Raw genomic sequence first — 25,211 nt, forward strand, 5'->3', positions numbered from 1 at the left:
GGAATTTTTAATGTAAACGATTACTTGAAATTAACGATTTTTGATGGTTTATTTTTGGTAATCGTTTACATATTTATTTACATTTTAAAGAGTTACATTGTAATATACTCTACTCATTAAAAAAAACTTTCATCATTGGTGGAGTAACAAGCGTAGTTACTAACACAACCACTAATAGTACCGTAAAGAATGATTGATTTAACAATTTATTCTCTAATCCTATAGAAGCAATAATTAAAGCCACTTCACCACGGGAAACCATTGCAGATCCAATTCCTAGCGAATTCCTCCATGAAAATCCTGCAACTTTCGCTCCAAATGATGAGCCAATTAATTTTGTCAAAATCGCTACAATGCTTAATACGATAATGAGGGAAATATTATCTAAAATCCCTGTAAATTTGGCCGTTACTCCAATTGAAGTAAAAAATACTGGTACAAACAATGAATAACTAATTGTCTCCACTTTTTCAAAAACTTCATGCTTAAATTCAGTTACACTAATTGCCACCCCTGCTATATAAGCTCCTATTATAGCAGCTACTCCAGTGTATTCTGCAAAATAGGCATAAACAAAACAGATTATTAGCGCAGAAGAAATCACTGTTTCAGTAACACGTAGTGTAGAAAATTTCTTCATTAAAAAAGGTACAATTTTCCAACCTATAATAATTGCAAACAAAAAGAATAATACTTTTTTTAGGATTATTTTACCTAAATTTACATCTCCACCACCACTAGCTAAGCTAAGTAAAAATGCTAATGCGATGATAACTAAAATATCATCTATTACTGCAGCACCCATTACAGTTGCCCCTGCACGAGTTTTTAATTTATTCATTTCTTTTAATACTTGTACTGAAATACTCACACTTGTTGCAGAAAGTAATAAGCCTAAAAAGCTAGACTGAATATTAGACAAGTGCATGTAATATCCAATTAAATAGCCAATTACAAATGGAACTAGAATTCCTCCAATTCCAACTAAAGTTGATGCGATTCCAGTTCGTTTAAACTCTTCAATATCGGTTTCAAGTCCTGCTATAAACATTAAAAGAATTACTCCAATTTGACTCAATTCTTTTAATATATCTGTGTCATTTATTAAGCCTAATACTGAAGGGCCCAATACGATTCCAATTAAAAGTTTTCCAAGAACTGATGGCTGCTTTAGTCTTACACTAATGTCACCAGCAATTTTTGACGCAAGTAAAATAATAGCAAGTTGAAAAATAAGCATATAAATTCAGTACTAGTTGTTACATAAAGTGCAATAACTATTACCGTATTTCACCTCCTATTTGAGAAGACTGTGATTTCACCTGAAATGCATTATTCTTATTATCTATTTATCCATTACAACTATTCATATCGATAAGCATCTAAATTTATAAAAAACATTTAGCATAATGGCCTTATAAATGTAAAAAGGAGAAGCTAACTTAGCTTCTCCTTTTTCTGTACTAACAACAGAGCTTCTTTCGTAAAAATTAGAATTTCTTTATATTTTAAGGCTCATATATAAACCTAATAAGGTAATAAATAGTACAGGAATCGTTAATACAATTCCGATTTTCAGATAAGTTCGATAAGAAATATTTATACCTTTTTGGGACAAAACATGTAACCATAATAGGGTGGCTAGTGATCCAATCGGTGTCATTTTTGGCCCTAGGTCAGAACCAATTACATTCGCATAAATAAGTCCTTCCTTTATCATGCTAGTTGTGTTTGTACTTTCAATAGCTAGAGAAGCCATCATTACTGTTGGAAGATTATTCATTAAAAAAGTAATTACCCTATTTTTTTACTCTAAATTTATTCAATATTTGAAAAACGATGCAAATCCCTATTTTCTCCAATCATTACCAATATATCCCCTTCATGTATTACCTCATCAGGTGAGGGTGATATATTAACAACTCCTTCACTTTTAATAGCAATTACAGTTAAATTATATTCTACTCGAATATTTAATTCCTTCAACGTTTTCCCTACCATCTGAGAAGGAAGCTTTATTTCTTCTATACTGTAATTATTTGCAAGCTCAATAAAGTTTAAAACATTTGGTGACATAAGCTGGTGTGCTACACGTTCACCCATGTTCTTCTCAGGATAGATAACCCAATGTGCACCTACCTTTTTCAAAACTTCTCCGTGACGCTTATCTAATGCCTTCACGACAATCTTGTTAATGTTTAGTTCATTTAACACTAATGTTGTTAAAATACTAGCTTGCATATCATTACCAATTGCTACAATAACTGAATCAAAATTACTGATTCCAATTGCTTTTAAAGACTCTTCATTGGTTGAATCTGCAATTACTGCATGTGTTGCAATATCTGCAATTTCATTAATACGTTCTTCATTAATATCGATCACTAGAACTTCATTTCCATGTTGCAATAAAGTATTCACAATACCTGACCCAAATCTTCCAAGCCCTATTACTGCATATTGTTTTTTCATATTCGAATAGCTCCTATAACTTGAATTATGGTTTATTTAACCTATCATAATTTTTCCTTTTGGACGTTTAAACGGATCTGAATGTCTTCTTAACGTAATAGCAAAAGCAACCGTCAGTGGTCCCACTCTTCCTGCAAACATTGTCAAAATAATTAGTATTCTTCCAAATGGAGTTAAATCAGGTGTTAACCCCATTGATAATCCAACTGTACCGAAAGCAGAAGTTGCTTCAAACAATATCATTAAGAAGTCCTTTCCATGTTCCGTAATAGTTAAAATCATTGTTACAAACATCACGATTAGTAAACCACTTACCGTTACAGTTAGCGCTTTATAAATTGTGTCGTACATTATGCTTCTATTAAAAAATACAACATCTTCTTTCCCTTTAATTTGTGACCGAACCGCACCTAATAAAGTAGCGAATGTAGTCGTTTTAATCCCACCTCCTGTAGAACCTGGAGATGCTCCAATGAACATAAGGATAATAATAATGAACAGTGTAGATTGTGTTAAATCAGGAATATTGAGTGTATTTGAACCTGCTGTTCTAGGGGTTACAGATTGATACAATGAACCAAGTAATTTACCAGACCAAGATAATGGCTGTATAGTTTTAGGATTGTGGAATTCCAATAAGAAAATAAGTATAGTTCCTATTATCAATAAAAAGATACTTGTACGAAGAACAACTTTTGTATGTAAAGAGAGAAATCGAGTTTCTTTGTATTCGTATAGCTCGTTCATAACAATAAAACCAATTCCTCCAAGTGTAATGAGTAAAGAAACTACTATTGTAACAATTGGGTCCGTTACATAACTAGTTAGGCTCTTAAATCCCCCCATTAAATCAAACCCAGCATTATTAAAATTTGAAATAGAATGAAATATTCCAAAATAAATAGCTTTTTTTATTGGGAAATCAAATGCAAAACGTACCGCAAGTAATATCCCACCAATTAATTCAATTACAATTGTAAAAATAAAGATTCTCTTTACCAATCGAACAATTCCCGCTATCGATAAATTGTTTAAAGACTCCTGTAATAATAATCGTTCTTTCAATGAAATTTTCTTACCTAATAGAACGGCAAAAAAAGTTGCGAATGTCATAAAACCTAAGCCACCTACTTGTATTAGCGACAATATAACCAATTGCCCAAAAACAGTAAATGTTGTACCTGTATCCACAACTACAAGTCCTGTTACACAGGTTGCCGATGTGGAAGTGAATAACGCATCCAACCATCTCAGACCTTCTCCATTTTTCGTTGCAATTGGAAGAGTTAGAAGAATAGCACCTAATAGAATGATAAATGCAAACCCAGTCACTAAAACTTTAGAAGGATCTAAGGAAAACTCTGGCCTTTTTTTCATTGTGTACAACCTCACTTTTTTCCTTGTATTGTATATTCTCATTAAATAGTTCATTTTTAGAGTTCCCATTGATGAAATGGAAATTCTAATAAATATTTCAAGTGCATCAAGGTCAATCTAAGAATAGGTAATAATGAAGAGTGTTGAGAGGAGCTTTAAACGATGGAATCAGATGTAATGAAAATAGTAGACCATGAGTTATATATCATCACTTTAGTTTTAATTTTCGGCTTATTAGCAATGAAATTAGCTGAAAAAATAAAAATTCCCGATGTAGCTCTATTTATGATAACAGGTATAATATTAGGCCAATCCGTGTTTAATATAATCTCAGTACCAAATGAATCCGCTGCTTATCAATTCATAATCGTTTTAGGATCGGTACTTATCCTTTTTGATGGAGGTAGAGCCATTCAATTCTCTGTTCTAAAGAAAGTATGGATTACGATATCACTTTTATCGATAATCGGGGTTCTCATCACTGCTACGGTAGTAGGGGTTACTGCTTTTTACATATTAAAAATACCTATTTTATATTCTTGTTTACTTGCCTCCGTTATAGCTTCAACAGACCCAGCAACTTTGATTCCTGTATTCAAACAAATTACCATTCGAGAAAAGGTAAAAGAAACAGTAGAAAGCGAGTCTGCATTTAATGATGCAACAGGTTCCATTTTAGCATTTACAATCCTGGGTGTTATTTTAGGACAAACTCAATTATCTATTACATCTAGCATATGGAGTTTTATCCAAGAGGCTGGAGGTGGTATTTTAGTAGGAGTTGTTATTGGTTTCTTAGGGGTTTTTTTCACATCCGAACACAGATGGGGATTGCTAAAAAGATACAGTAAAATTGTAAGTTTTGTTGCTGCGACCAGCTCATATATTGCAGCTGGATCTATACATTCAAGTGGATTTATGGCTACTTTTACTGCTGGTCTTATTATAGGTAATCCACAATTGTTTCGACTTCATATTTCAGAAAAAACGAGAACAACCGATGCACATTTTTCAGATACGTCTACTTTAATTATGAGAACACTTATTTTTATGTTACTAGGTACCCAAGTGAATTTTCATATTCTAAGTAAATTTTGGATACAAGGCATATTGATTGTCTTAGTATTTATGTTTATTGCAAGACCACTTACAGTCCTTGCTTGTACATTGCCTGATCGAAAAGCTAAATGGAAATGGAATGAGATTCTGTTTATGTTTTGGGTTAGAGAAACAGGTGTAATTCCAGCAGCACTTTCCGGGATGATTGTTGCAGCAGGAGTTGATTATGCAGACGAAATTACAACTGTCACCTTTATTGCTATACTAATGACGATACTAATTCAGGCTAGTACAACTGGCTATGTAGCTAAAAAGCTAGGCATTTTAGTAGATCAGACTAATTAAAATACATCTAAAAATAAGTTTTAAATTAAAGTTATTACCATTTTAAGAATTTCGATAAAAAGGAATTCTGTTTTTATAACTGATTAAATTGATTAGAAATAATCTTCGGTACTTTATCATAAAAAAATGCCCCGATTACTATTTATGTCTAACAATCCGGGGCATTTTAAACTTTTAGGTTTTGCTCTAACTTTCTGTCTTAATTTTTATCTTTCATTTCATATTCATATTTCGCAATTTTCCGTTGAATTTTCATTAAATTCTCTTCTGTTTCTTTTATTTGCTCTAATACTTTTTTTTCTTGCTGCTTCATTAGCTCTAAACGCTCAAGTAATGTTACTTCTCCGTTCATTGACCAGTCCACAAATTGCTTTATTTTCTTGATTGGCATGCCAGTGTTTTTTAAGCATAAAATCATATCGATAAATTTAAGAGAATCCTCATCGAAAATTCTATCTCCACTTTCTGCTCTCTTTAGAAAGGGTAACAATCCTTGTTTGTCATAGTATCTTAGTTGAGAAATTGTTAATTTATTCAGCTTTGCTACTTGTCCAATTGTATAATTCATGAACACTCATCCTTACCAAGGCATAATTCCTTTTGCATTTAGAATTTTACCATTGTAGTTTATATTACATAATGCATAGTCCGTAATAATTGTAGCACCTTCAGCTGTTGTTTTTCCTCCAGGTGTATTTCCATTTAGGTCAGTCGTTGTAAATCCAGGTGTAACACCAAAAATCTCTGGACCATCACTACCAAATTCTTTACCAAATGTAAGTGTTAATGAATTGTTAGCAGTTTTTGAGGAATTATAACCAAGTATATTGATTGATGCAGCTTCTCCACGATCAAATAATGTTTGTGATGCCATATCTGTCGTAACATTAATAATTTTTCCACGTTCAGAGTTTTTAACCAGAGGTAAAAATGTTTGTATCATTTGGAACGTTCCAAAGAAATTCACCTCAAATGCTTGACGTAAAGTTTCAAGTTTGATTTCACTTGGCAAAATATGAAAATCTGGTGCAATCCCTGCATTATTTATTAATAGATCTAAATGATCAGTCACTTCCATTATTTGTTTCAACGAATCTTGAATTGAATGTGTGTTAGTAACATCAACTTGTATATATGAAACATATGATAATCCTAAAGATTGAACAGCAAGATTTCCTAATTCTTCATTTCGTGCACCTAAAAATACATTATAATCCTGTTGCGCTAATTGGCGAACTACTTCTAATCCAATCCCTTTATTAGCACCTGTTACAAAAGCAAATTTAGTCATTTTTAATTCCTCCAAATTATTATTTTGTTACTTACAAATGAGAGATTACAACCTAAACCTAAGTTTAGGTCAAGGGTTTTAATCAAACTTTTTGATAAATAATTTTTTAAATGGAGAAATTAATTTATAAAAACAAAAAAAGCATGAAAATTTACCATTTCACGCTCATTTTGAAAATGATCCTTTAAAGAAATTACTGTTTTTTATTCCTTAGAAGCTTTAAAGGTTTTGCACTTTGATCTGCAACAACTAAAACATCCAAAAAACGTAATTCCCTTAACAGTTTTTGAACAATTGATCCAGTTTTTATTTCTTCCCATCTAGTACGAGCAGACTGTCCCATAATGACATGTGTTGTCTTTTTTTCACGGATATTTTTTACTAATTCGATAAAAACATGTCGTCGATCAGTTGTCTCATACAATTCAAACGAACCACCTAAACGTTCAGTTAAATCTTTTATTATTTTTAATGAAAGCTTTTCTTCTTCAGATAATTTATCATGGTCTTTAACAAAGGCCACAAACAATTTAGCTTTTAAACGATATGCTATTCGAAAGCCTCGTCGTATAAGCCTTTCACTATTGGATTTTAAATTTACACAAACAAAAATTACTTCTTCTAGTCTCCAAGGTCCTCTAAGCGTTAAATCTCTTTCCCAAGCTTCTAGACGTTCATCTACATCGTCTGCTACTTCCCTAAGCGCTAATTCTCTTAAAGCAATTAAATTTCCAGTTTTAAAAAAATTATTTAGCGATTGTTCTATTTTTATTGGAGCGTAAATTCTTCCTTCTCTCATTCTTTGCCTTAGTGCATTTGGAGAAATATCAATTAATTCAATTTCATTGGCATCTCTTAGTATATGGTCAGGAACTGTTTCTCTAACTCTAACTCCAGTTATTTGTTCAACACTATCGTTTAAACTCTCAACATGTTGAATATTCATTGTTGAAATGACTGATATTCCCGCTTCTAAAATTTCTTCAACATCTTTATATCTCTTATTAAACTTACTTCCTGGAACATTCGTATGTGCTAATTCATCTATTAAAACTACTTCTGGGTTTCTTTGTATAATTGCCTCTGTATCCATTTCCTCAAGTGTAGTTTCTTTATACGGAATGACACTTCTCGGAATAATTTCTAAATCTCCTACTTTTTCTAATGTTTCTTTTCTACCGTGAGTTTCAAGTAGTCCAATTACAATATCGATACCTTTTTTCTTAAGTTCATTTCCTTCTCTTAACATCGTGTAAGTTTTTCCCACGCCAGGAGCAGCTCCAATATAAACTTTTAATGAACCTCGTTTAATTTTATGAATTTCATGTGCAAGCTCTTGCGGGCTCAATCGACGATATGGATTTACTACTTCTTTATTTACTTGCTTTGTAGGAAGTACTCTTTCTCCATCTTTTTCCGCTCGATCAGCAACAATAAAAACATCTATATTACTGGTTTTCCTTAAAATTTTATTTACAATTGAACCATTTACGATTTCTTCCAAACGCGTTCTCTTTGATTGCCCTAATACAATACTTGTTATATTGCGATCAATAGCATATTTGATTATTTCACTTGCAATTGAATGACTAGTTAATGATAATTCTTCAAAATTACCTCCAACTTTTTCAACAAGTTTTATGATTGAGCGTCTAAACGTTAATTCATCATTTGTAAATTTTTTATTAGGTGGTTGAAAGCATACAACATGTAAATCTCCACCCAATCTTTTTGAAATTTGTTGACCCCTTCTTACTAAAATCGATCCATTCCAATGATATTGAACTGTAACTAAAATTTTTTCTGATGCTCCAGATGGTCCGATTATACCGTGTTTTTCGCGATATTCATCAAGTTCGTCATTAACCTCACTTGCAATAAAACGAAGAGCAAGTTCACGAAGAACCGCTAAATTACTTTTATGAAATAATTGGTGACGTTTTTTATTTTCTCCTTTATTGAAATAATCTTCATTTGATCTCTGTAAAATAACTTCAGGTGTAACATCTAATAACCTAACTTCATCTGCCAACGCTAAGGTTTCTTCTGGAACAAATAAATTGCTTATAACTTTGCCACCAGTCAACTTTTCAGCTTCATCATATACTTCTTTTATTTCATATATATTCATAGTCGTAATAACGCTTATATTTTTGGATATTAAATAATTAATATCGTCTAAACGTGTTGGAAACATTGCACCTGTTCGATTTTGATGTGCCAATGCATCGACAAGTACCACTTCAGGATTTCTTGCAATGATTGCATCTAAATCAAGATCTTGTTTTATTAATCCTTTTTCGCTCCAATTTATCGTAGGAATTTTTTCCAAGCACCCGATTTGATCAATTGTTTTTTGACGATTTGTCTCGCTGATTAAGCCGATCACAACATCAATCCCACGTTCTTTTAAAACGTTACCCTCCTGAAGCATATGATAGGTTTTACCAGATCCACTAACAGTTCCAATTATAATTTTTAACCAACCTTTTTTGATTTTCTGAATAGATTCTAGTAATTCATCGGGGGTTTTCCTACGAAACTGTTTATCGCTCAAGATTCCCCCTCCTTTCTATATATAAAAAAGGAGAGAAATATGCTCCCCTTTATCTTAACTTCTGTAAATCTAAGTTTAATTCTAATATATTCACACGTGGCTCCCCAAATATTCCTAATTGGCGTCCTTCTGTATGACTATTAATTAATGATACTAATTTATCCTCTGAAATTCCTGTTGCCTTAGCAACTCTAGGAACTTGGGATTTTACTGCTTCAGGTGATAAATCCGGATCAAATCCAGAGCCAGATGTTGTTACTAAATCTGCTGGTATCGTTTTACCTAGATTACTATTTTCATTTTTTAATTCTTTTATTTTATCCTTTGTTTCTTTAACATATTCTTTTGACGCAACTGCCGTATTTGTTGCAGCCGAGTCAGTAGGATTATAGTTAGCAGCAGAAGCTCTGGAATGGAACCATTCAGGTCCTTTAAATTCTTGAGCTAAAAGTTTAGAGCCTGTTACTTTTCCATTCGATTCTATTAAACTACCATCCGCTTGTTTCGGGAAAATAACTTGTGCAACTCCTGTTGTTGCTAATGGATAGCCCAATCCGCATATTATTAACAATACAATAGATGCTCTGAACGCAATCATAATTGATTTCACATTAAATCCTCCTATTCTTACTTTTTAAACAAAATGCAATGTAGATACAAGCAGATCAATTATTTTAATCCCAATGAAAGGAGCAACAACTCCACCAAGTCCATAGATTAATAAGTTTTTAGATAATAGTTTATTTGCATCCATCGGTTTATACTTCGCACCCTTCATCGCAACAGGTATGAGGATTGGAATTATGATCGCATTAAAAATTAATGCTGACAGGATTGCTGACTTCGGCGAGTTCAATCCCATAATATTTAGATAATCCAATTGTGGAATTGCCATTATAAATAGAGCTGGAATAATCGCGAAATATTTCGCAATATCATTTGCAATCGAAAATGTTGTTAATGAACCACGAGTGATTAATAACTGCTTACCAATCGCAATAACAGATAATAGTTTAGTTGGATCAGAGTCTAAGTCAATCATATTTGCTGCTTCTTTTGCAGCCATAGTTCCTGAATTCATCGCTAAACCAACATCAGCTTGAGCTAGAGCAGGAGCATCATTTGTTCCATCACCAGTCATCGCAACTAACTTACCTTCATTTTGTTCTTTTTTAATAGCAGCAATTTTATCTTCTGGTTTAGCTTCTGCAATAAACTCGTCAACCCCTGCTTCTTTCGCGATTGTTGCAGCTGTTAAGGGATTATCACCTGTACACATCACAGTTTTGATCCCCATCGCTCTTAATTCATCAAATCGCTCTTTTAAGCCTGGTTTTACTGTATCTTTTAAATAAATAACACCGTAAATCTTATGATTAATTGCAACGGCAAGTGGTGTTCCTCCTGCTTTTGCGACGACATTTGATTTTTCGTCTAACTCGCTCGGTATACTTCCACCTTTAGCAATTACATATTTTTTTACTGCCTCTACTGCGCCTTTTCGAATTTCAGTTCCATCTTTTAAATTTAGACCTGACATTCTAGTTTCAGCAGTAAACTCAATAATTTCTGATTCCTTATATTCATTTTCATCCCAAACAATACCAAGTTTCTGTGCTAACTCAACTACTGAACGACCTTCTGGGGTTTCATCTTTTACAGAAGATTTTAATGAAGCTAAAGTTATCTCTTTTTCTGTTATACTTCCAACCGGAATGAATTCACTCGCCATTCGGTTACCGAATGTAATTGTTCCGGTCTTATCTAGGATCATCGTATCAATATCTCCAGCAGCTTCAACTGCTTTACCAGACATAGCTAAAACATTAAATTGTGTTACACGGTTCATCCCTGCAATTCCGATCGCAGAAAGTAATCCACCAATCGTAGTCGGTATTAAACAAACAAGTAAAGCAATCAATGTTGCTACGTCAATTGAGACATTTAAATAATTCGCAATTGGAACAAGGGTCATTATGACGATTAAAAACACTAAAGTTAATACTGCTAATAAAGTCGTTAATGCAACCTCATTCGGAGTCTTTTGACGAGCCGCACCTTCAACTAATGAAATCATACGATCTATAAACGATTCACCAGGATCCGTTAAAATTTTAACAATGATATAATCTGAAACTACTCTAGTACCACCAGTTACAGATGAAAAATCTCCACCAGCTTCTTTAATAACTGGCGCTGATTCACCCGTAATAGCTGATTCATCGATTGATGCTAACCCTTCAATAATCTCACCATCTGAAGGAATAATTTCACTTGTATCAACTCGAACGATATCTCCTTTTCTTAAAGTAGTAGATGGTACTTCTATATATGATCCATCTTTTTGTCTTAACTTCGCATTTGTTTCTGATTTCGTTTTTCTTAATGTATCTGCTTGCGCTTTTCCACGTCCCTCTGCAAGTGCTTCAGCAAAGTTTGCGAAAAGTACTGTAAATATTAAAATTAAAAATACCGCAATATTGTATGCTCTTCCAACTGTGCTAATTCCAAAAATATCTGGTTTAATAGAAAGTATTAATGTAATAAAAGTACCAACTTCTACGATAAACATGACTGGATTTTTTATCATGACAAGTGGATTCAACTTTTTAAAAGAATCGATTATTGCCTGAGTTTTTATTTCTTTAGAAATAGGCTTATTTTCTATAGCCATATGATCAATCTCCTCTTTCGTTATTATTGCTACTATTTAAACATTCCTAAGTGTTCAGCGATTGGTCCTAGTGCAAGTACTGGGAAAAACGTTAATGCACAGACGATTAAAATAATCGCAATTAAAATAACTGTAAATAATGGTGTATCCGTTCGGAATGTTCCAGACGTTACTGCAACAATTTTCTTAGTAGAAAATGAGCCTGCAATTGCTAACATAGCAATAATTGAAATATATCGACCGAATAACATAACTAATCCAATTACGATATTATAAAAATCGGTGTTCGCTGTTAAACCACCAAATGCAGATCCATTATTAGCAGCTCCAGATGTAATGGCGTACAGCACTTCAGATAAACCATGGAACCCTGGATTTAATATAGAAGAAACTGGTCCTTTTAATGCTAATGCTAGAGCAGTTGGAACTAAGATAATTAAAGGGTGAGTTAAAATCGCAATAGATGCTAGTTTAATTTCTTTTGCTTCAATTTTCTTTCCTAAAAATTCAGGTGTTCTTCCTACCATTAGCCCACATATAAAGACAGTTAAAATGACATATAATAATCCGTTTAATAAACCAACGCCCTTACCACCGAAAACATTATTTAACATCATTTCAGCAAGTGGAACCATTCCACCAATAGGCGTTAATGAGTCGTGCATATTGTTCACCGAACCTGTTGTTGCAGCAGTAGTAACTGCTGTGAATAGAGCTGATTCAGATATTCCAAATCGAACTTCTTTTCCTTCCATATTTCCATGTATACCAAGTGCTTGTAATGCAGGTGTGCCGTTATACTCTGCAACAAATACTGCTGTAAGAAGCCCTATAAACAAAATGCCCATTGCTACAAATACTGTCCAGCCTTGTCTTTTGTTTTTAACCATTACACCAAATGCATAAACCAATGAAGTTGGTAAAAGCATCATACAAACAATGTGAACTAAATTTGATAAAGGTGTAGGATTTTCAAATGGATGAGCCGCATTTGTACTAAAAAATCCTCCACCATTTGTACCAATATGTTTAATTGATTCGAGTGCAGCAACTGGTCCCCTAGTAATTATTTGTTTAACCCCTTCAATTGTCGTCGCATCCACGGCACCTTTTAATGTTTGCGGTACACCTTGGAATACTAAAAATAAAGCAATGATAAATGATAATGGTAAAAGTACACGAGTGATCGAGCGAACTAAATCAACATAAAAGTTCCCTAGATGATCCTGACGTCCTACTAACCCTCTAATAAAAGCTATTGCAACTGCAAACCCAGTTGCCGCTGAAGTAAACATTGGAAACGTAATAGCCATCATTTGTGAAAAATATGATAGTGAATTTTCACCACTATAAGCTTGCCAGTTTGTATTTGTAATAAAAGAAGTTGCCGTATTGAATGCCAAAGCAGATGGCATATTACCTATATGATCAGGATTTAAAGGCAAATATTTTTGAAATCTAAAAATGGCATATAACATTATTAGCATCACAAAATTACTTAGCAACATCGCTAAAACGTATTTTTTCCAGCCCATTTTCTCTTCTTCACGTACACCAATTAATCGATAAATTACTCTTTCAAAAGGTCCAAAAAAACGATCTAAACCTGTTTTTTCACTGTCATATACTTTAACAAGGTAGCTACCTACTGGTTTTACTAATAAAATAATAATTAGCAATGTAACAACTACCTGTAATATTCCCATGGACATTTCATAATTCCTCCCATATGTTAATTACTAAAATTTCTCCGGTTTAATTAGCACAAAAATTAAATAAAGAATAAGTACAATTCCAATAATCGCTGGAATTAGCATTTGTTATTTCCCCCTTACGCTTTTTCGCAAAATATTGCAAATCCCCAAAAAATTGCAAAAACGATAACTAGTAAACCCACCATTGTAAGATCATTTATCATTGCAATTCTCCTTTCTTTGACCTCTAAATTCTTTTTGATACAATGTTTTTCAAGCTATTTCTGAACAATAAAAAAGACCAATGGATACTAATCTCCCAATCAAGTAACTAAAATTCAGTTTGCAAAACATAATTTCTAAATGAAATATGTCTATACAAAACTTGTTTTAGTAAATTGAAATATGGAAGAAAAGCATTCATTGGTCTACCTAACACCCAGCCAGCACAGTGCTCTCTTTGTGTTCTGTCTCCCTAATCTTTTCTATACACTTTCCAGAATTTTCCATGTAAATGCAAAATAAAAAGACCTACTTAATTATTTGCTCAGGTAAATTATTGCAAAAAGGCAATAAAAAACCCGCTCAAATTAGGCGGTCTACTGACCTCCCTCGCTTTAGCCTACGAAGTTAGCTGTCGGGTAGGATGGCGAAAGAGTATCTCATCCCTTCTACATTCATGTAAAATTAACCCCAAAAAATTGGTTCCTCCGCTTACGATAATCGTAATTAAGCCGATATTTATTTTGCTGACTTGATTATACGGCGATGTTTTTTACATGTAAAGAATTTTTTTTCAACAAAATATTTTTCGTAAATTTTTACCCCTTTACAATTTTATTTATCTCTGTATTATATACATATCAACAAAATAAATTTGTGAAATCGCTAAATCGTGAATTCGAGCGGGGGAACCATTCGTGCATTGCACATGGGGTGAATCCAATTATGGTAGGGCTACTTTTCAAGCCCGAATCCGTCAGCTAACCTCGCCAGCGTTTGAAGAGAGCAAAACTTAATCGAGCTATTAATATTTCAATATACTTTTTATTGTTATAAATAGCTACGAGAAGATTGCTCTTCTTGTAGCTATTTTTTTGTTTAAATAACAATTTGGGAGAGATATTAATGATGACATCAAAAAAAAAGTTAGAAATCGAATTAAGTGAAGCATTTATTAAATTCCAAAGAGAGCTAATTGGAAGAGGTCCTCAAGAAGCAAAAACTTATATAGTTGAAGATATGATTATTCTTCGATTTAAAGGCGTGTTAACAACAGAAGAGAAACATTTAGTTTCACATAGTACAGGAAAAAGTCTTGTAAAAAAAATGCGCCAAGTTCTTAGAGAAATGTATAGTAAAGAATATGAAGAAATCATTGAAAACCATACTGGATGCAAGGTTTTATCTAGTCATAGTGATACTAGTACGAATACTGGTGAACGAATTGAAGTTTTTGTAATGGATCAAAATATTAATAAATTACTAGAAGCTAAGAACAACTAATTATTAAAATTTATTAAGGAGTATGAAGAATGAATATCGCGTTTTTCTTCACCCCAAAAAATGAACTTGTTTTTATGAATATCAATTCTTCAATGCGTCAGGCACTTGAAAAAATGGAACACCATCGTTATTCGGCTATACCTTTAGTCGATGATAATGGCAAATATGTTGGTACACTTACTGAAGGTGATTTATTATGGAAATTAAAAAATACCCCAAGCTTATCTTTTAATAATACAGAAGAAATCAGCTTAAATGAATTATCTCTGCACAATATATATGAGCCTGTTTCTATAAATGCACAAATTGAAGATTTATTTACAAGAGCAATTTATCAAAATTTCATTCCTGTTATTGATGATCATGAAGTTTTTATCGGGATGGTTAAGAGGAAAGAAATTATTGAGTATTGTAGAAGGCGATTATTAGATGATAAAAATAGAGCAACTACATAGAACTTGTAGTTGCTCTTTTAATTTTTATTGCGCTCTTCTTTTATGGATTGTTGTTATAAATAGTTGGTTAAGATTAATTCAAAAGATTGAAACGTAAGGTGCTCGACTCATGTGGGATTAGACGGCATGAACCTTTGTATGACTCTCTCCTTGTTTCGTGTGTTTATTAAATCGATATACATAATAGATAAGCGATATGATAAATCCAATACATAAGAAAGTCAGTAAAGATGTAACACTATTCATAAAAGGGCTTGGTGTCGCCTTTATGCCTTCTTAGATTGGACTACTGTATCAGAAAATATACCGGAACGTATTCGTATAAATGATGATTCGTGTCAGTTAACGATTGGACTTGGTTGGTCAAAAAATAGATATATATCACTTGCCGCTCAAGATTTTAAAAAATACGTTATTGAATATTTTGAAAAAATTTAATCTGGTTTAAATGATATATAAAAATTAAGTAATTTACCAAAGTACAAAAGCTTATGGTATATGTTTTTAAATCGAAAGAGCTATAAACCGCGCAAGTACTGTCGGCTTATAGCTCTTTTTCCATCCCAATCGTCACCCAATAATTTGAACTTCAACGATTTTATTATCAAGTTACATTACTCCATCAATAAACAATTCACAATTTCAATAACTAACTTTATTACTAATCTAGTAATTTGTCTAATCGTAATAGGATAATATGGTCTATTCAGTAATATTAATTAGTAAAGATGTAAAATTGAGATTCCAATAAATCAATTTTGAAAGTTGGTGGCAAATTAGTGAATGATAAAACTGTAAGAACAACTCATTCTACTACCCTATCTAAGGAAGAGCTTCTTGAATTAGACCGAAAATATGTATGGCATCATATGTCGCCTCACAACCCAAACCCGATGGTTCTAGTTTCCGGTAAAAATAGTACAGTCACTGATATCGATGGTAAAAATTATTTAGATGGTATGTCAGGATTATGGTGTGTGAATGTAGGCTACGGTCGTGAAGAAATTGCCAAAGCCGCTGCCGAACAAATTCAAGCCATACCTTATGTTCCAATGTCCCAGGGCAATGTTCCTTCTATCTTATTGGCTGAAAAGTTAAATGAATGGCTAGGTGGAGATTATCGTATTTTTTATTCTAACTCTGGATCTGATGCAAATGAAGTAGCTTTTAAGATTGCTAGGCAATATCATCAACAAAACGGAGAACCTTTACGATATAAATTTATATCAAGATACCGTGCATATCATGGTAATTCGATGGGTGCGTTAAGTGCTACTGGTCAAGCTAACCGTAAAGTTAAATATGAACCTCTTTCTTCAGGTTTCCAGCATGTAGCTCCACCATATTGCTATCGATGCCCTTTTGGTAAAACGTATGGTGATTGCGGTATCCAATGTGCAAATGCAATAGAAGATGTTATTAATTACGAAGGTGCTGAAACGATTGCAGGGATTATAATGGAGCCAGTTATTACAGGTGGAGGAGTTATTGTACCACCTGCCGAATACTTAACAAAAGTTCGAAAAATTTGTGATAAATTTGGTATTTTGTTAATTGTTGATGAAGTAATATGTGGTTTTGGCCGTTCTGGAAAACAGTTTGGACATCAAAACTTCGGTATAAAGCCAGATATCGTCACAATGGCCAAAGGAATGACAAGTGCCTATTCACCTCTTTCAGCAACTGCAGTAAGTAGCGATTTATATGAAGTATTTAAACAACCAGGGACAGATAATCATTTTCGTCATGTTAACACATTCGGAGGAAATCCAGCTTCATGTGCAGTTGCACTTAAAAACTTAGAAATTATTGAAAGAGAAAATTTAATAGATCGTGCTGCCTATTTAGGTGAAGAGCTCCGTAAAAAATTAGATAGTTTACTAACTTATAAAAATGTTGGAGACATCCGAAGTTTTGGTTTTATTGCAGGAATTGAGCTTGTTGAAGATAAAAAAAGTAAAAAACCTGCTAGTCCAGAGTTGGTGTTAAAAATAATAACTGAATGTAAAGCACAAGGATTAATAATCGGTCGAAACGGAGATACGGTTCCAGGCTATAATAATGTCCTTACACTTTCTCCTCCATTTACAACAACTGATGAAGAGCTTGATTTTATCGTTAATACTTTAAACAAAGCATTCTCAAAACTATAATCGTACGGGGTGATATTCTTGTCTACACAAACTAATATAAAGGTTTTAAAGAATTTTATAAATGGTGAATGGATTGAAGCTTCACCAAATGCCATGACAATTCCAGTTCCAAATCCTGCTACTGAGGAAATATTAGCACTTGTACCCCTCTCAACTAAATCAGATTTAGAAACCGCTGTAAAAGCAGCTAAAAAAGCTTTTATTACATGGAGTAAAACCCCTGTTCCTAAAAGAGCAAGAATACTATTTTCATATCAACAATTGCTAATTAAACATTGGGATGAACTTGCTAATTTAATAACGATTGAGAATGGTAAAAGCTATAATGAGGCATACGGAGAAGTTCAACGTGGAATTGAATGTGTAGAATTTGCTGCCGGTGCACCAACATTAATGATGGGTAAACAATTACCTGATATTGCGACAAATATTGAATCGGCGATGTATCGATACCCTGTTGGAGTTGTTGGTGGAATAACGCCTTTTAATTTCCCAATGATGGTACCTTGTTGGATGTTCCCATTAGCGATTGCATGTGGAAACACGTTTATCTTAAAGCCTTCAGAACGTACTCCGCTTCTTGCAAATCGTTTAGCAGAACTCTTTACCGAAGCAGGTCTTCCTAAGGGTGTATTCAATATTGTTCATGGAGCACATGAAATTGTAAACGAATTACTTCAAAACAAAGATGTTCCTGCCATTTCATTTGTAGGCTCTCAGCCTGTGGCAGAATATGTTTATAAAACTGCATCTGCAAATGGTAAGCGCGTTCAAGCCTTAGCTGGTGCTAAAAACCATAGTATCGTTTTACAGGATGCAAACTTAGATGAATCGGTAAAACAAATCATTACAGCAGCATACGGTTCAGCTGGTGAACGATGTATGGCATGCTCAGTAGTCGTAGCAGTTGGCGATATTGCCGATCCTTTAATCGAAAAATTAAAAATAGAAGCGGGTAGCATTACGATTGGAAATGGACTAGATGATGATGTATTCCTAGGTCCTGTCATCCGCAGGGAACATCGCGAACGAACGGAAAAATATATTGAATGTGGAATTCAAGAAGGTGCAACCTTATTGCGTGATGGACGAAATGACTTAGTTAGAAAAGAAAAAGGTTACTTTATTGGACCAACAATCTTTGATAATGTGAACCCATCAATGAAAATTTGGAAGGAAGAAATTTTTGCACCAGTGCTTTCGATCGTTAGAGTAGAAACATTAGAAGAAGCAATCGAGCTAACAAACAAATCAGACTTCGGAAATGGAGCGTGCATTTTTACTGACAGTGCAGCAAGTATTCGATATTTCAGGGAAAACATTGAAGTAGGAATGCTCGGCGTAAATATCGGTGTACCAGCTCCAATGGCATTCTTTCCATTCTCTGGATGGAAAAACTCTTTCTATGGTGACCTACATGCAAATGGTGCAGATGGGGTCGAGTTCTATACAAGGAAAAAAATGATTACGAGTAGATTTGAGTAAATAAAATTGGGCTTTTCCATTAGTTTAGGTAACTGACTAAAGGGAAAGCCTTTTTAAATAGAAAAAATCGCATATTCCGTTAGTAGTTACGGATGCGATGCGATTTAAAATAAATTATAGGATTTTAGTTTTGGAAGCTCCTTTTTGTTCTGTCCCGCTCAGTCATTGCTTATCCGTTTAAAAACGTAGCAAAACCAACTGAAAATAAAATCATTTTTATAAATATACGTGAAATTCATCTAATTTCTTAATGAAATATCCTTAAAGAACACTCAATTTCAGGGTTTATTTGCGATTCACTGATTTTCACAAATGGACCCCAAACTGCTTAATAATCAACGAACCAAAATATTTCCGAGTATCAGCATTCATTATATGAAGAGTAATAAACTTCTCCTCTTCATCTTTATTTTCAAAGTCAACATAAGCACCGTCTAGCGTTTCTCTAACATTTTTAATCTTGTAACCTTTCTTTATAAGGGAATCGATCTGATTTCTTTCGATTAAAAATTCCTTATAAGTTGACATTGCTTTACTCCTTCCCGCTACTAAACTATTCTATTAGACTAGTTTCACCATACTTTTTCCTCTTTAAGTATTGTCCACTTCCTGCATTACCTACAAATTGCTTCTCTCTTATTACAAACTCTCCACGAACTAACACACTCACTGGCTCACCGGTTACTTCCATCCCTTCGAACGCGTTATAGTCGACTGCCATATTATGAGTTTCGGAAGAGATTGTACGTTTACTATTTGGATCAAAAATAACTAAATCTGCATCTGAACCAACTGCAATTGTTCCTTTTTGAGGATATAATCCAAATAGTTTTGCACTTCTAGTAGAAGAGATGTCAACGAATTGATTTAATGATAATCTGCCTTTTTTAACTCCTTCAGAGAACAAAATGCTTACTCGATCTTCAATCATTGGTCCTCCGTTTGGAATTTTTGAAAAATCGTCGCGACCTAGGTCTTTTTGACCCTTAAAGTCAAATGAACATTGGTCGGATCCTAATGTTTGCAGATTTCCATTTTTTAATGCATTCCATAACACATCTTGGTTCCATTTTTCACGAAGTGGTGGAGACCAAACGTATTTTGCCCCTTCAAATTCAGGCTTTTCTAGCATAGACTGATCAAGTACTAAGTATTGTGGGCATGTTTCTCCCCATATATCAATTCCATTATTTCGAGCTTCCGTTATCTTTTCAACTGCCTCGGCACAAGTAACATGAACGACATATAATTGTGAATTTGCAAGTCCAGTTAATGTAGCCGCTCTTCCTGTCGCTTCACCCTCTACTTCTGGAGGGCGTGTTAATGCATGGTAAATAGGTTCTACTTTTCCTTCAGCTAAAGCTTGATTGATTAAATAATCTACAACATCTCCGTTTTCTGCATGCACCATTACTAGTGCCCCATATTCTTTTGCTGCTAATAGAGTACGATACAATGTTGCATCATCAGCTTGAAATACATTTTTATAAGCCATAAATACTTTAAATGAAGTAATTCCCTCTTTTTCTATTACTCTAGGTAACTCTTTTAATACCTCATCATTTATTTCACCAATCATAAGATGAAAACTATAATCGATCACTGCTTTATTTTTCGATTTTTCATGCCATGTTTCGATGGCTTTTTGGAGTGGTTCTCCTTTATTTGTTAAACAAAAATCAATAATTGTTGTTGTCCCACCAAAGGCAGCAGCAATCGTTCCTGATTCAAAATCATCTTTCGTGACAGTCCCACCAAATGGCATATCTAAATGCGTATGTGGATCTACTCCACCTGGAAAAATATAATGATCTGAAGCATCAATCATTTCAGCGTCCGTACAATCTAAATTTAGTCCAATTGCAGTAATTTTATTTTCCTCTATTAAAATATCAGCCTTGTAAGTATCCGTTGCAGTAACTATCGTTCCATTTCGAATGATTTTCTTCATTTTCTTTTCCTTCCCCCCTTTAAAATTGAATATTGATTAGATCTTGCTAATACTTTTAAAGCTTGTTGACGTTCGTTCCAAGTCATCGATGGTTGATTACTTGGAACCTCTACCATGTTAATGGCACCATCGACTGGACATACAATTTTGCATAAATTGCATCCTACGCAATCTTCTTCCCGAACCTTTAAATACGATTTTCCATTCTCATCTACTGACATATCAATACATTGGTGAGATGTGTCTTCACAAGCAATATGGCATTTATTACAATTAATGCATTCATCAGTATCAATCCTAGCAACTATTTGGTAATTTAAATCTAAATTTCCCCAATCTGAATATTTATGAACCGCTTTACCTACTAGCTCAGTTACTGAAGAAAGACCTTTTTCATCTAAATAATTATTTAAACCATCAATCATGTCTTCAACAATGCGGAAACCATGGTGCATTGCTGCAGTACATATTTGAACTCCAGTCGCTCCCATTAATAAAAACTCTACTGCATTTTGCCAATTCGAAATGCCACCAATCCCGGAAATTGGAACTGATATCCGTGGATTACGTGCACATTCTGCCACCATATTTAATGCAATTGGTTTTACTGCAGGTCCACAATATCCACCATGTGCTCCCTTTCCAGCAACATGTGGAACCGTATTCCAAGAATCTAAATCTACACCCATTAAACTATTGATCGTATTAATCATACTGACTGCGTTCGCTCCACCTCGTACTGCAGCTTCTGCCGTTACAGTAATATCAGTAATGTTCGGCGTTAATTTTACAATGACAGGTGTCTTTGCAACTTCTTTTACCCAATATGTTTGTTGTTCTACAAACTCGGGAACTTGACCGGATGCAGACCCCATCCCTCGTTCTGCCATTCCGTGTGGGCAGCCAAAGTTCAGTTCTAAACCATCAACTCCAACATCCTCTACCCTTTTTACGATTTCGTGCCATTTATATTGTTGCGGTTCAACCATAAGCGATGCGATTATCGCTCGGTCTGGAAATCTTTTTTTCGTTTCATAAATTTCTTTTAAATTTACTTCAAGAGGTCGATCAGATATCAGTTCGATATTATTAAATCCCGCAACTCTTTGTCCGTTAAAGTTAATAGCAGCAAATCGGGAGGATGTATTAATAATCGGTTCTCCTAATGTTTTCCAAACTGCTCCTCCCCAGCCAGCTTCAAACGCACGTTGGACTTGATATCCAGAATTTGTTGGAGGAGCAGAAGCAAGCCAAAATGGGTTAGGTGACTGTATGCCCGCAAGATTGATTCGTAGATCTGCCATGAAAGAAAACCTCCTTTAAGTGTTTAACTGTTTATGAATCGCATAAGCTACTTCTTTTCCTTGTTGTGCTGCAGTCACTACCATTGCCTCACCTTGCCCTTTTCCAAAAATGACATCACCACAAGCAAATACTTTAGGATTAGACGTCTGAAAAGATTCTTGGTTAATTTTTACAACTCCATCTCTATGTTCTAACCCAAATTGTTCGATTAAGTCTGTATAGCGAGTTTGCCCGATCGCTTTTATGACACCATCTACCGGTATCGTGAAATTAGAATTAGGAATAAGTACAGGACGGCGGCGACCGTCTTTTCCAACTTCCCCTAACTCCAAACGAACACACTCCAATGCGATTACTTTTTCGTTCTCACCGATAATTCGAATTGGTAATGTTAACCAACGGAATTCCACACCATCTTGCTTGGCAAAATCATATTCAAATTGATAAGCGCTCATTTCTGATTGCGTCCTACGGTATAAAATTTTGACATTGCCTGCTCCTAAACGAACAGAACATGTCGCAGCATCAATTGCAGTATTGCCCGCACCTATTACAGCAATGTTTTTACCTATAAAACGATTTGATAATTCCCCTGATTTTGTCTCTTTTACAAAATCAATCGCATCGTATACTCCGTCCAAATCCTCTCCTTCAATATCTAGCATCGGAACTTTCCCCATACCTATAGCCAGAACGACCATGTCATAGTTTGCTAATAATTCTCCGGAAGAAATATCCGAACCGACTCTAGTATTCGTTTGAATTTTGACATCCAACTTTTCAATTTGTTCGACTTCCCAGCTTGATATACTCTTTGGTAACCTGAAAGAAACGATTCCATAACGATTTAATCCTCCTGCATGATTTTCCGCTTCAAAAATCGTTACATCGTAGCCAAGTAATGCAAGTTCACGAGCAGCTGCTAAACCAGAAGGACCACTACCAACGATTGCAACTGTTTTTCCGTTCTTTTTTCCAGCCTTAAATAATACTTGATTATTTTTTATCGCCCAATCAGTTGCATAACGTTGTAAATTCCCAATCATAATCGGTTTAGTAGAAGATTTTAGGACACATGCACCTTCACACAGTTCTTCTGTAGGACATACTCGAGCACAGCTTGCTCCAACAGGATTAGATGTCATAATTGTTTTAGCTGATCCTTTTAAATTGCCTGAACCAATTTTCTTTATAAACGTAGGAATGTCAATCCCAGTTGGACATGCTTTAATACATGGGGCATCATAGCAATAAAGACATCGATGTGCTTCTTCAAATGCTTCTCGTTCTGATAACCCAGGATGTACTTCTTCAAAGTTCTTCGACAAATTCTCTAATGAAACTCTATTCACTAACAACACCCTCCTATTAGGCTACAAAGTTACTTTTTAAGAAAGCAGATTATACCATCATTTTAATAATTTTCTACCGATTCATGAGTAAAGCCGTTTTCTAGTAAGAACAATTACTTACTTTCTTTCTTAAAAAGGTAAAGCTTTTTCTAAAATTGAGGTATTTCAATATATGATTAAATAAATTAATTTAGACATGTTTATATAAGGGGTTGTCAGTGTTTAATTAATGAATATTAAAGCTTCGATTTAGAAGTTAAAGAAAGCTATTCTTTTTGAATTGAATTCAATTTAAGGTTGTTGTATTCGAAAAAATAAAAACTCAAACCCATATATTAGGCTTGAGCTTTCAGAGTGTTGAAATATATTGTAGTAAATATTGAAAAATACAAACATTAAATGAATTTCTATGAAAAAATAGTCTCTTTATTATTGTTTTATCTGTCATCTTATTGATAAACAAGCGATTTTGGTTGATAGATAAATGTTTTAACTAACTTGCAAAAATTAAAGTATCTTCTTTTTTGACAATCAATATTTGTAAAGATGTGTAAGTCGTCATCATAGTTACAATTTGATTAATATAGGGTAATTCATTCGTTCAAATGACTATTCTATTGTTTTTAAGATTATTATTTTTATCAAGAAGTTGATTGGAACGAAAGGGTGCTCGACTCCTATGGGAGAAGCGGGAAGGCTAAAGACCCCGCAGGCGGCGCCGAGGAGGCTCAGGTCTCGCCCCATGGAAAGCGAGCACCCTGTAGTGGAAATCATATGACACAACTTACTTATCAATGATCAATCCAACAATTTAATTGACTAATTCTTTTTTCAACAGCATAAAAGCTCAAACCCTTATATTAGGCTTGAGCTTTTTAAATTTTTCTTAAACTTTATTCTTCACAAAAACATTAAATCGTTTTCTATAAAAATAGATCAGCAAGGCGATAATTAACAGTCCTAAAATGACTTTACCGAATAAAGTGAACTCTAACACTTGATTAACAGAATACGATTCAAATAATATGACAGGTAACTTACCAATAAAACTAGCTAACATGAAGCTTGACCATGTGATTTTTCCAAAGGAAGCAAACAATGTAATTAAACTAGATGGAATAAAAGGAATAAAACGTAGAAATAACACACTGTAAAATGCTTCTTTTCCTTCTAATCTTAAAAGCCTATTTAATCCTTTAAATTTAGTTGAATTACTAATAAATCTTTTTTGTAAACCCTTTCTATATAAAATGAAAGATACGAATGTACCAACTAATTCACCTATGAAAGAGACTAAAAATCCACCAGTAAAACCGAATAATTTAATATTGATTGCTGTCAAAAACCAAGCTGGTATAATACCAACAATACTAATTAGAACATTAATTAAAATACTAAGTATCGCAGCATAGTCTTTGTATGTATTTAAAAAATGTTCAATTGCAGAAAGTGTCATAATTTTCCCCCATTTTTTTAACCACTTAATTGTACAACATTTAGTATGATAAAAAAGCTAAGGTTACAAAAATACATAA

General features: G+C 33.8%; 20 protein-coding genes, 1 pseudogene and 2 riboswitches. Of the genes and pseudogenes, 5 read left to right on the top strand and 16 right to left on the bottom strand.

The features are described 5' to 3' along the window. Window positions 1-109 precede the first annotated feature (109 nt). The 4 genes and pseudogenes from EP747_RS08440 to EP747_RS08455 all read right to left on the bottom strand — a co-directional run bounded on the left by EP747_RS08440 (window position 110) and on the right by EP747_RS08455 (window position 3,849). The gene (locus EP747_RS08440) at window positions 110-1,240 is read right to left on the bottom strand and encodes a cation:proton antiporter (RefSeq protein WP_129689473.1); all 1,131 of its coding nucleotides are present in this window, start codon (window positions 1,238-1,240) and stop codon (window positions 110-112) included. Window positions 1,241-1,501: 261 nt separating this feature from the next. Beyond that, window positions 1,502-1,795, bottom strand: a pseudogene (locus EP747_RS08445) (ArsB/NhaD family transporter); the annotation flags it as partial. A 23-nt stretch (window positions 1,796-1,818) separates the two neighbouring features. Further along, a complete protein-coding gene (locus tag EP747_RS08450) occupies window positions 1,819-2,472 on the bottom strand; it encodes a potassium channel family protein (protein ID WP_129689475.1) in 654 nt (217 codons plus the stop codon). Between the two features lie 36 nt (window positions 2,473-2,508). Further along, on the bottom strand, window positions 2,509-3,849 hold the full coding sequence (locus EP747_RS08455; protein ID WP_129689476.1) for a TrkH family potassium uptake protein: 1,341 nt from the start codon (window positions 3,847-3,849) through the stop codon (window positions 2,509-2,511). A 162-nt stretch (window positions 3,850-4,011) separates the two neighbouring features. On the opposite strand from EP747_RS08455, the gene EP747_RS08460 reads away from it, so the two are divergent. After that, complete coding sequence (locus tag EP747_RS08460) at window positions 4,012-5,253, top strand: cation:proton antiporter (RefSeq protein WP_129689477.1); 1,242 nt, start codon at window positions 4,012-4,014, stop codon at window positions 5,251-5,253. A gap of 199 nt (window positions 5,254-5,452) precedes the next feature. On the opposite strand, the gene EP747_RS08465 is transcribed toward EP747_RS08460, so the two are convergent. From EP747_RS08465 to EP747_RS25345, 7 genes are all read right to left on the bottom strand, one after another. Beyond that, a complete protein-coding gene (locus EP747_RS08465) occupies window positions 5,453-5,821 on the bottom strand; it encodes a MerR family transcriptional regulator (RefSeq protein WP_129689478.1) in 369 nt (122 codons plus the stop codon). A gap of 12 nt (window positions 5,822-5,833) precedes the next feature. After that, window positions 5,834-6,544, bottom strand: coding sequence for an SDR family NAD(P)-dependent oxidoreductase (locus tag EP747_RS08470; RefSeq protein WP_129689479.1), 711 nt, complete (start codon window positions 6,542-6,544; stop codon window positions 5,834-5,836). A 193-nt stretch (window positions 6,545-6,737) separates the two neighbouring features. Next, on the bottom strand, window positions 6,738-9,101 hold the full coding sequence (locus tag EP747_RS25190) for a universal stress protein (RefSeq protein ID WP_129689480.1): 2,364 nt from the start codon (window positions 9,099-9,101) through the stop codon (window positions 6,738-6,740). Between the two features lie 49 nt (window positions 9,102-9,150). Then, window positions 9,151-9,711, bottom strand: coding sequence for a potassium-transporting ATPase subunit KdpC (gene kdpC, locus EP747_RS08480; protein WP_129689481.1), 561 nt, complete (start codon window positions 9,709-9,711; stop codon window positions 9,151-9,153). Between the two features lie 24 nt (window positions 9,712-9,735). Continuing rightward, complete coding sequence (gene kdpB, locus EP747_RS08485; RefSeq protein WP_129689482.1) at window positions 9,736-11,775, bottom strand: potassium-transporting ATPase subunit KdpB; 2,040 nt, start codon at window positions 11,773-11,775, stop codon at window positions 9,736-9,738. A 32-nt stretch (window positions 11,776-11,807) separates the two neighbouring features. Beyond that, window positions 11,808-13,481, bottom strand: a complete 1,674-nt coding sequence (gene kdpA, locus EP747_RS08490) for a potassium-transporting ATPase subunit KdpA (protein WP_129689561.1) — start codon at window positions 13,479-13,481, stop codon at window positions 11,808-11,810. A 33-nt stretch (window positions 13,482-13,514) separates the two neighbouring features. Next, on the bottom strand, window positions 13,515-13,592 hold the full coding sequence (locus EP747_RS25345) for a potassium-transporting ATPase subunit F (RefSeq protein ID WP_098121507.1): 78 nt from the start codon (window positions 13,590-13,592) through the stop codon (window positions 13,515-13,517). 481 nt (window positions 13,593-14,073) lie between these two features. Then, window positions 14,074-14,215: riboswitch (cyclic di-AMP (ydaO/yuaA leader) on the bottom strand. A 130-nt stretch (window positions 14,216-14,345) separates the two neighbouring features. After that, window positions 14,346-14,483: riboswitch (cyclic di-AMP (ydaO/yuaA leader) on the top strand. Between the two features lie 114 nt (window positions 14,484-14,597). Here EP747_RS25345 and EP747_RS08500 point away from each other — a divergent pair. The 4 genes from EP747_RS08500 (at window position 14,598) to EP747_RS08515 (ending at window position 19,068) form a co-directional block, all read left to right on the top strand. Beyond that, entirely contained in the window at window positions 14,598-14,975 is a 378-nt protein-coding gene (locus EP747_RS08500) for a DUF2294 domain-containing protein (RefSeq protein ID WP_129689483.1), read from the top strand. 29 nt (window positions 14,976-15,004) lie between these two features. Further along, window positions 15,005-15,430, top strand: coding sequence for a CBS domain-containing protein (locus EP747_RS08505; RefSeq protein ID WP_129689484.1), 426 nt, complete (start codon window positions 15,005-15,007; stop codon window positions 15,428-15,430). Between the two features lie 779 nt (window positions 15,431-16,209). Continuing rightward, complete coding sequence (locus tag EP747_RS08510; RefSeq protein WP_129689485.1) at window positions 16,210-17,583, top strand: aspartate aminotransferase family protein; 1,374 nt, start codon at window positions 16,210-16,212, stop codon at window positions 17,581-17,583. Between the two features lie 18 nt (window positions 17,584-17,601). After that, the gene (locus tag EP747_RS08515) at window positions 17,602-19,068 is read left to right on the top strand and encodes a CoA-acylating methylmalonate-semialdehyde dehydrogenase (RefSeq protein ID WP_129689486.1); all 1,467 of its coding nucleotides are present in this window, start codon (window positions 17,602-17,604) and stop codon (window positions 19,066-19,068) included. A gap of 306 nt (window positions 19,069-19,374) precedes the next feature. On the opposite strand, the gene EP747_RS08520 is transcribed toward EP747_RS08515, so the two are convergent. The 5 genes from EP747_RS08520 to EP747_RS08540 all read right to left on the bottom strand — a co-directional run bounded on the left by EP747_RS08520 (window position 19,375) and on the right by EP747_RS08540 (window position 25,132). Then, the gene (locus tag EP747_RS08520; RefSeq protein ID WP_129689487.1) at window positions 19,375-19,596 is read right to left on the bottom strand and encodes a hypothetical protein; all 222 of its coding nucleotides are present in this window, start codon (window positions 19,594-19,596) and stop codon (window positions 19,375-19,377) included. A 25-nt stretch (window positions 19,597-19,621) separates the two neighbouring features. Continuing rightward, complete coding sequence (gene hydA, locus EP747_RS08525; protein ID WP_129689488.1) at window positions 19,622-21,019, bottom strand: dihydropyrimidinase; 1,398 nt, start codon at window positions 21,017-21,019, stop codon at window positions 19,622-19,624. Further along, the gene (preA, locus tag EP747_RS08530; protein WP_129689489.1) at window positions 21,016-22,323 is read right to left on the bottom strand and encodes an NAD-dependent dihydropyrimidine dehydrogenase subunit PreA; all 1,308 of its coding nucleotides are present in this window, start codon (window positions 22,321-22,323) and stop codon (window positions 21,016-21,018) included. The genes hydA and preA overlap by 4 nt, the downstream gene beginning before the upstream one ends. Before the next feature lie 15 nt (window positions 22,324-22,338). Next, window positions 22,339-23,676 carry an NAD(P)-dependent oxidoreductase gene (locus EP747_RS08535; protein ID WP_419179288.1) on the bottom strand — a complete coding sequence of 446 codons (1,338 nt, stop codon included), beginning with the start codon at window positions 23,674-23,676 and terminating at the stop codon, window positions 22,339-22,341. 886 nt (window positions 23,677-24,562) lie between these two features. Further along, entirely contained in the window at window positions 24,563-25,132 is a 570-nt protein-coding gene (locus EP747_RS08540; RefSeq protein ID WP_129689491.1) for a TVP38/TMEM64 family protein, read from the bottom strand. Window positions 25,133-25,211 lie beyond the last annotated feature (79 nt).

Origin of the sequence: Gottfriedia acidiceleris (genome assembly GCF_004138285.1) — a bacterium.
Classification (GTDB): domain Bacteria; phylum Bacillota; class Bacilli; order Bacillales; family Bacillaceae_G; genus Gottfriedia; species Gottfriedia acidiceleris_A.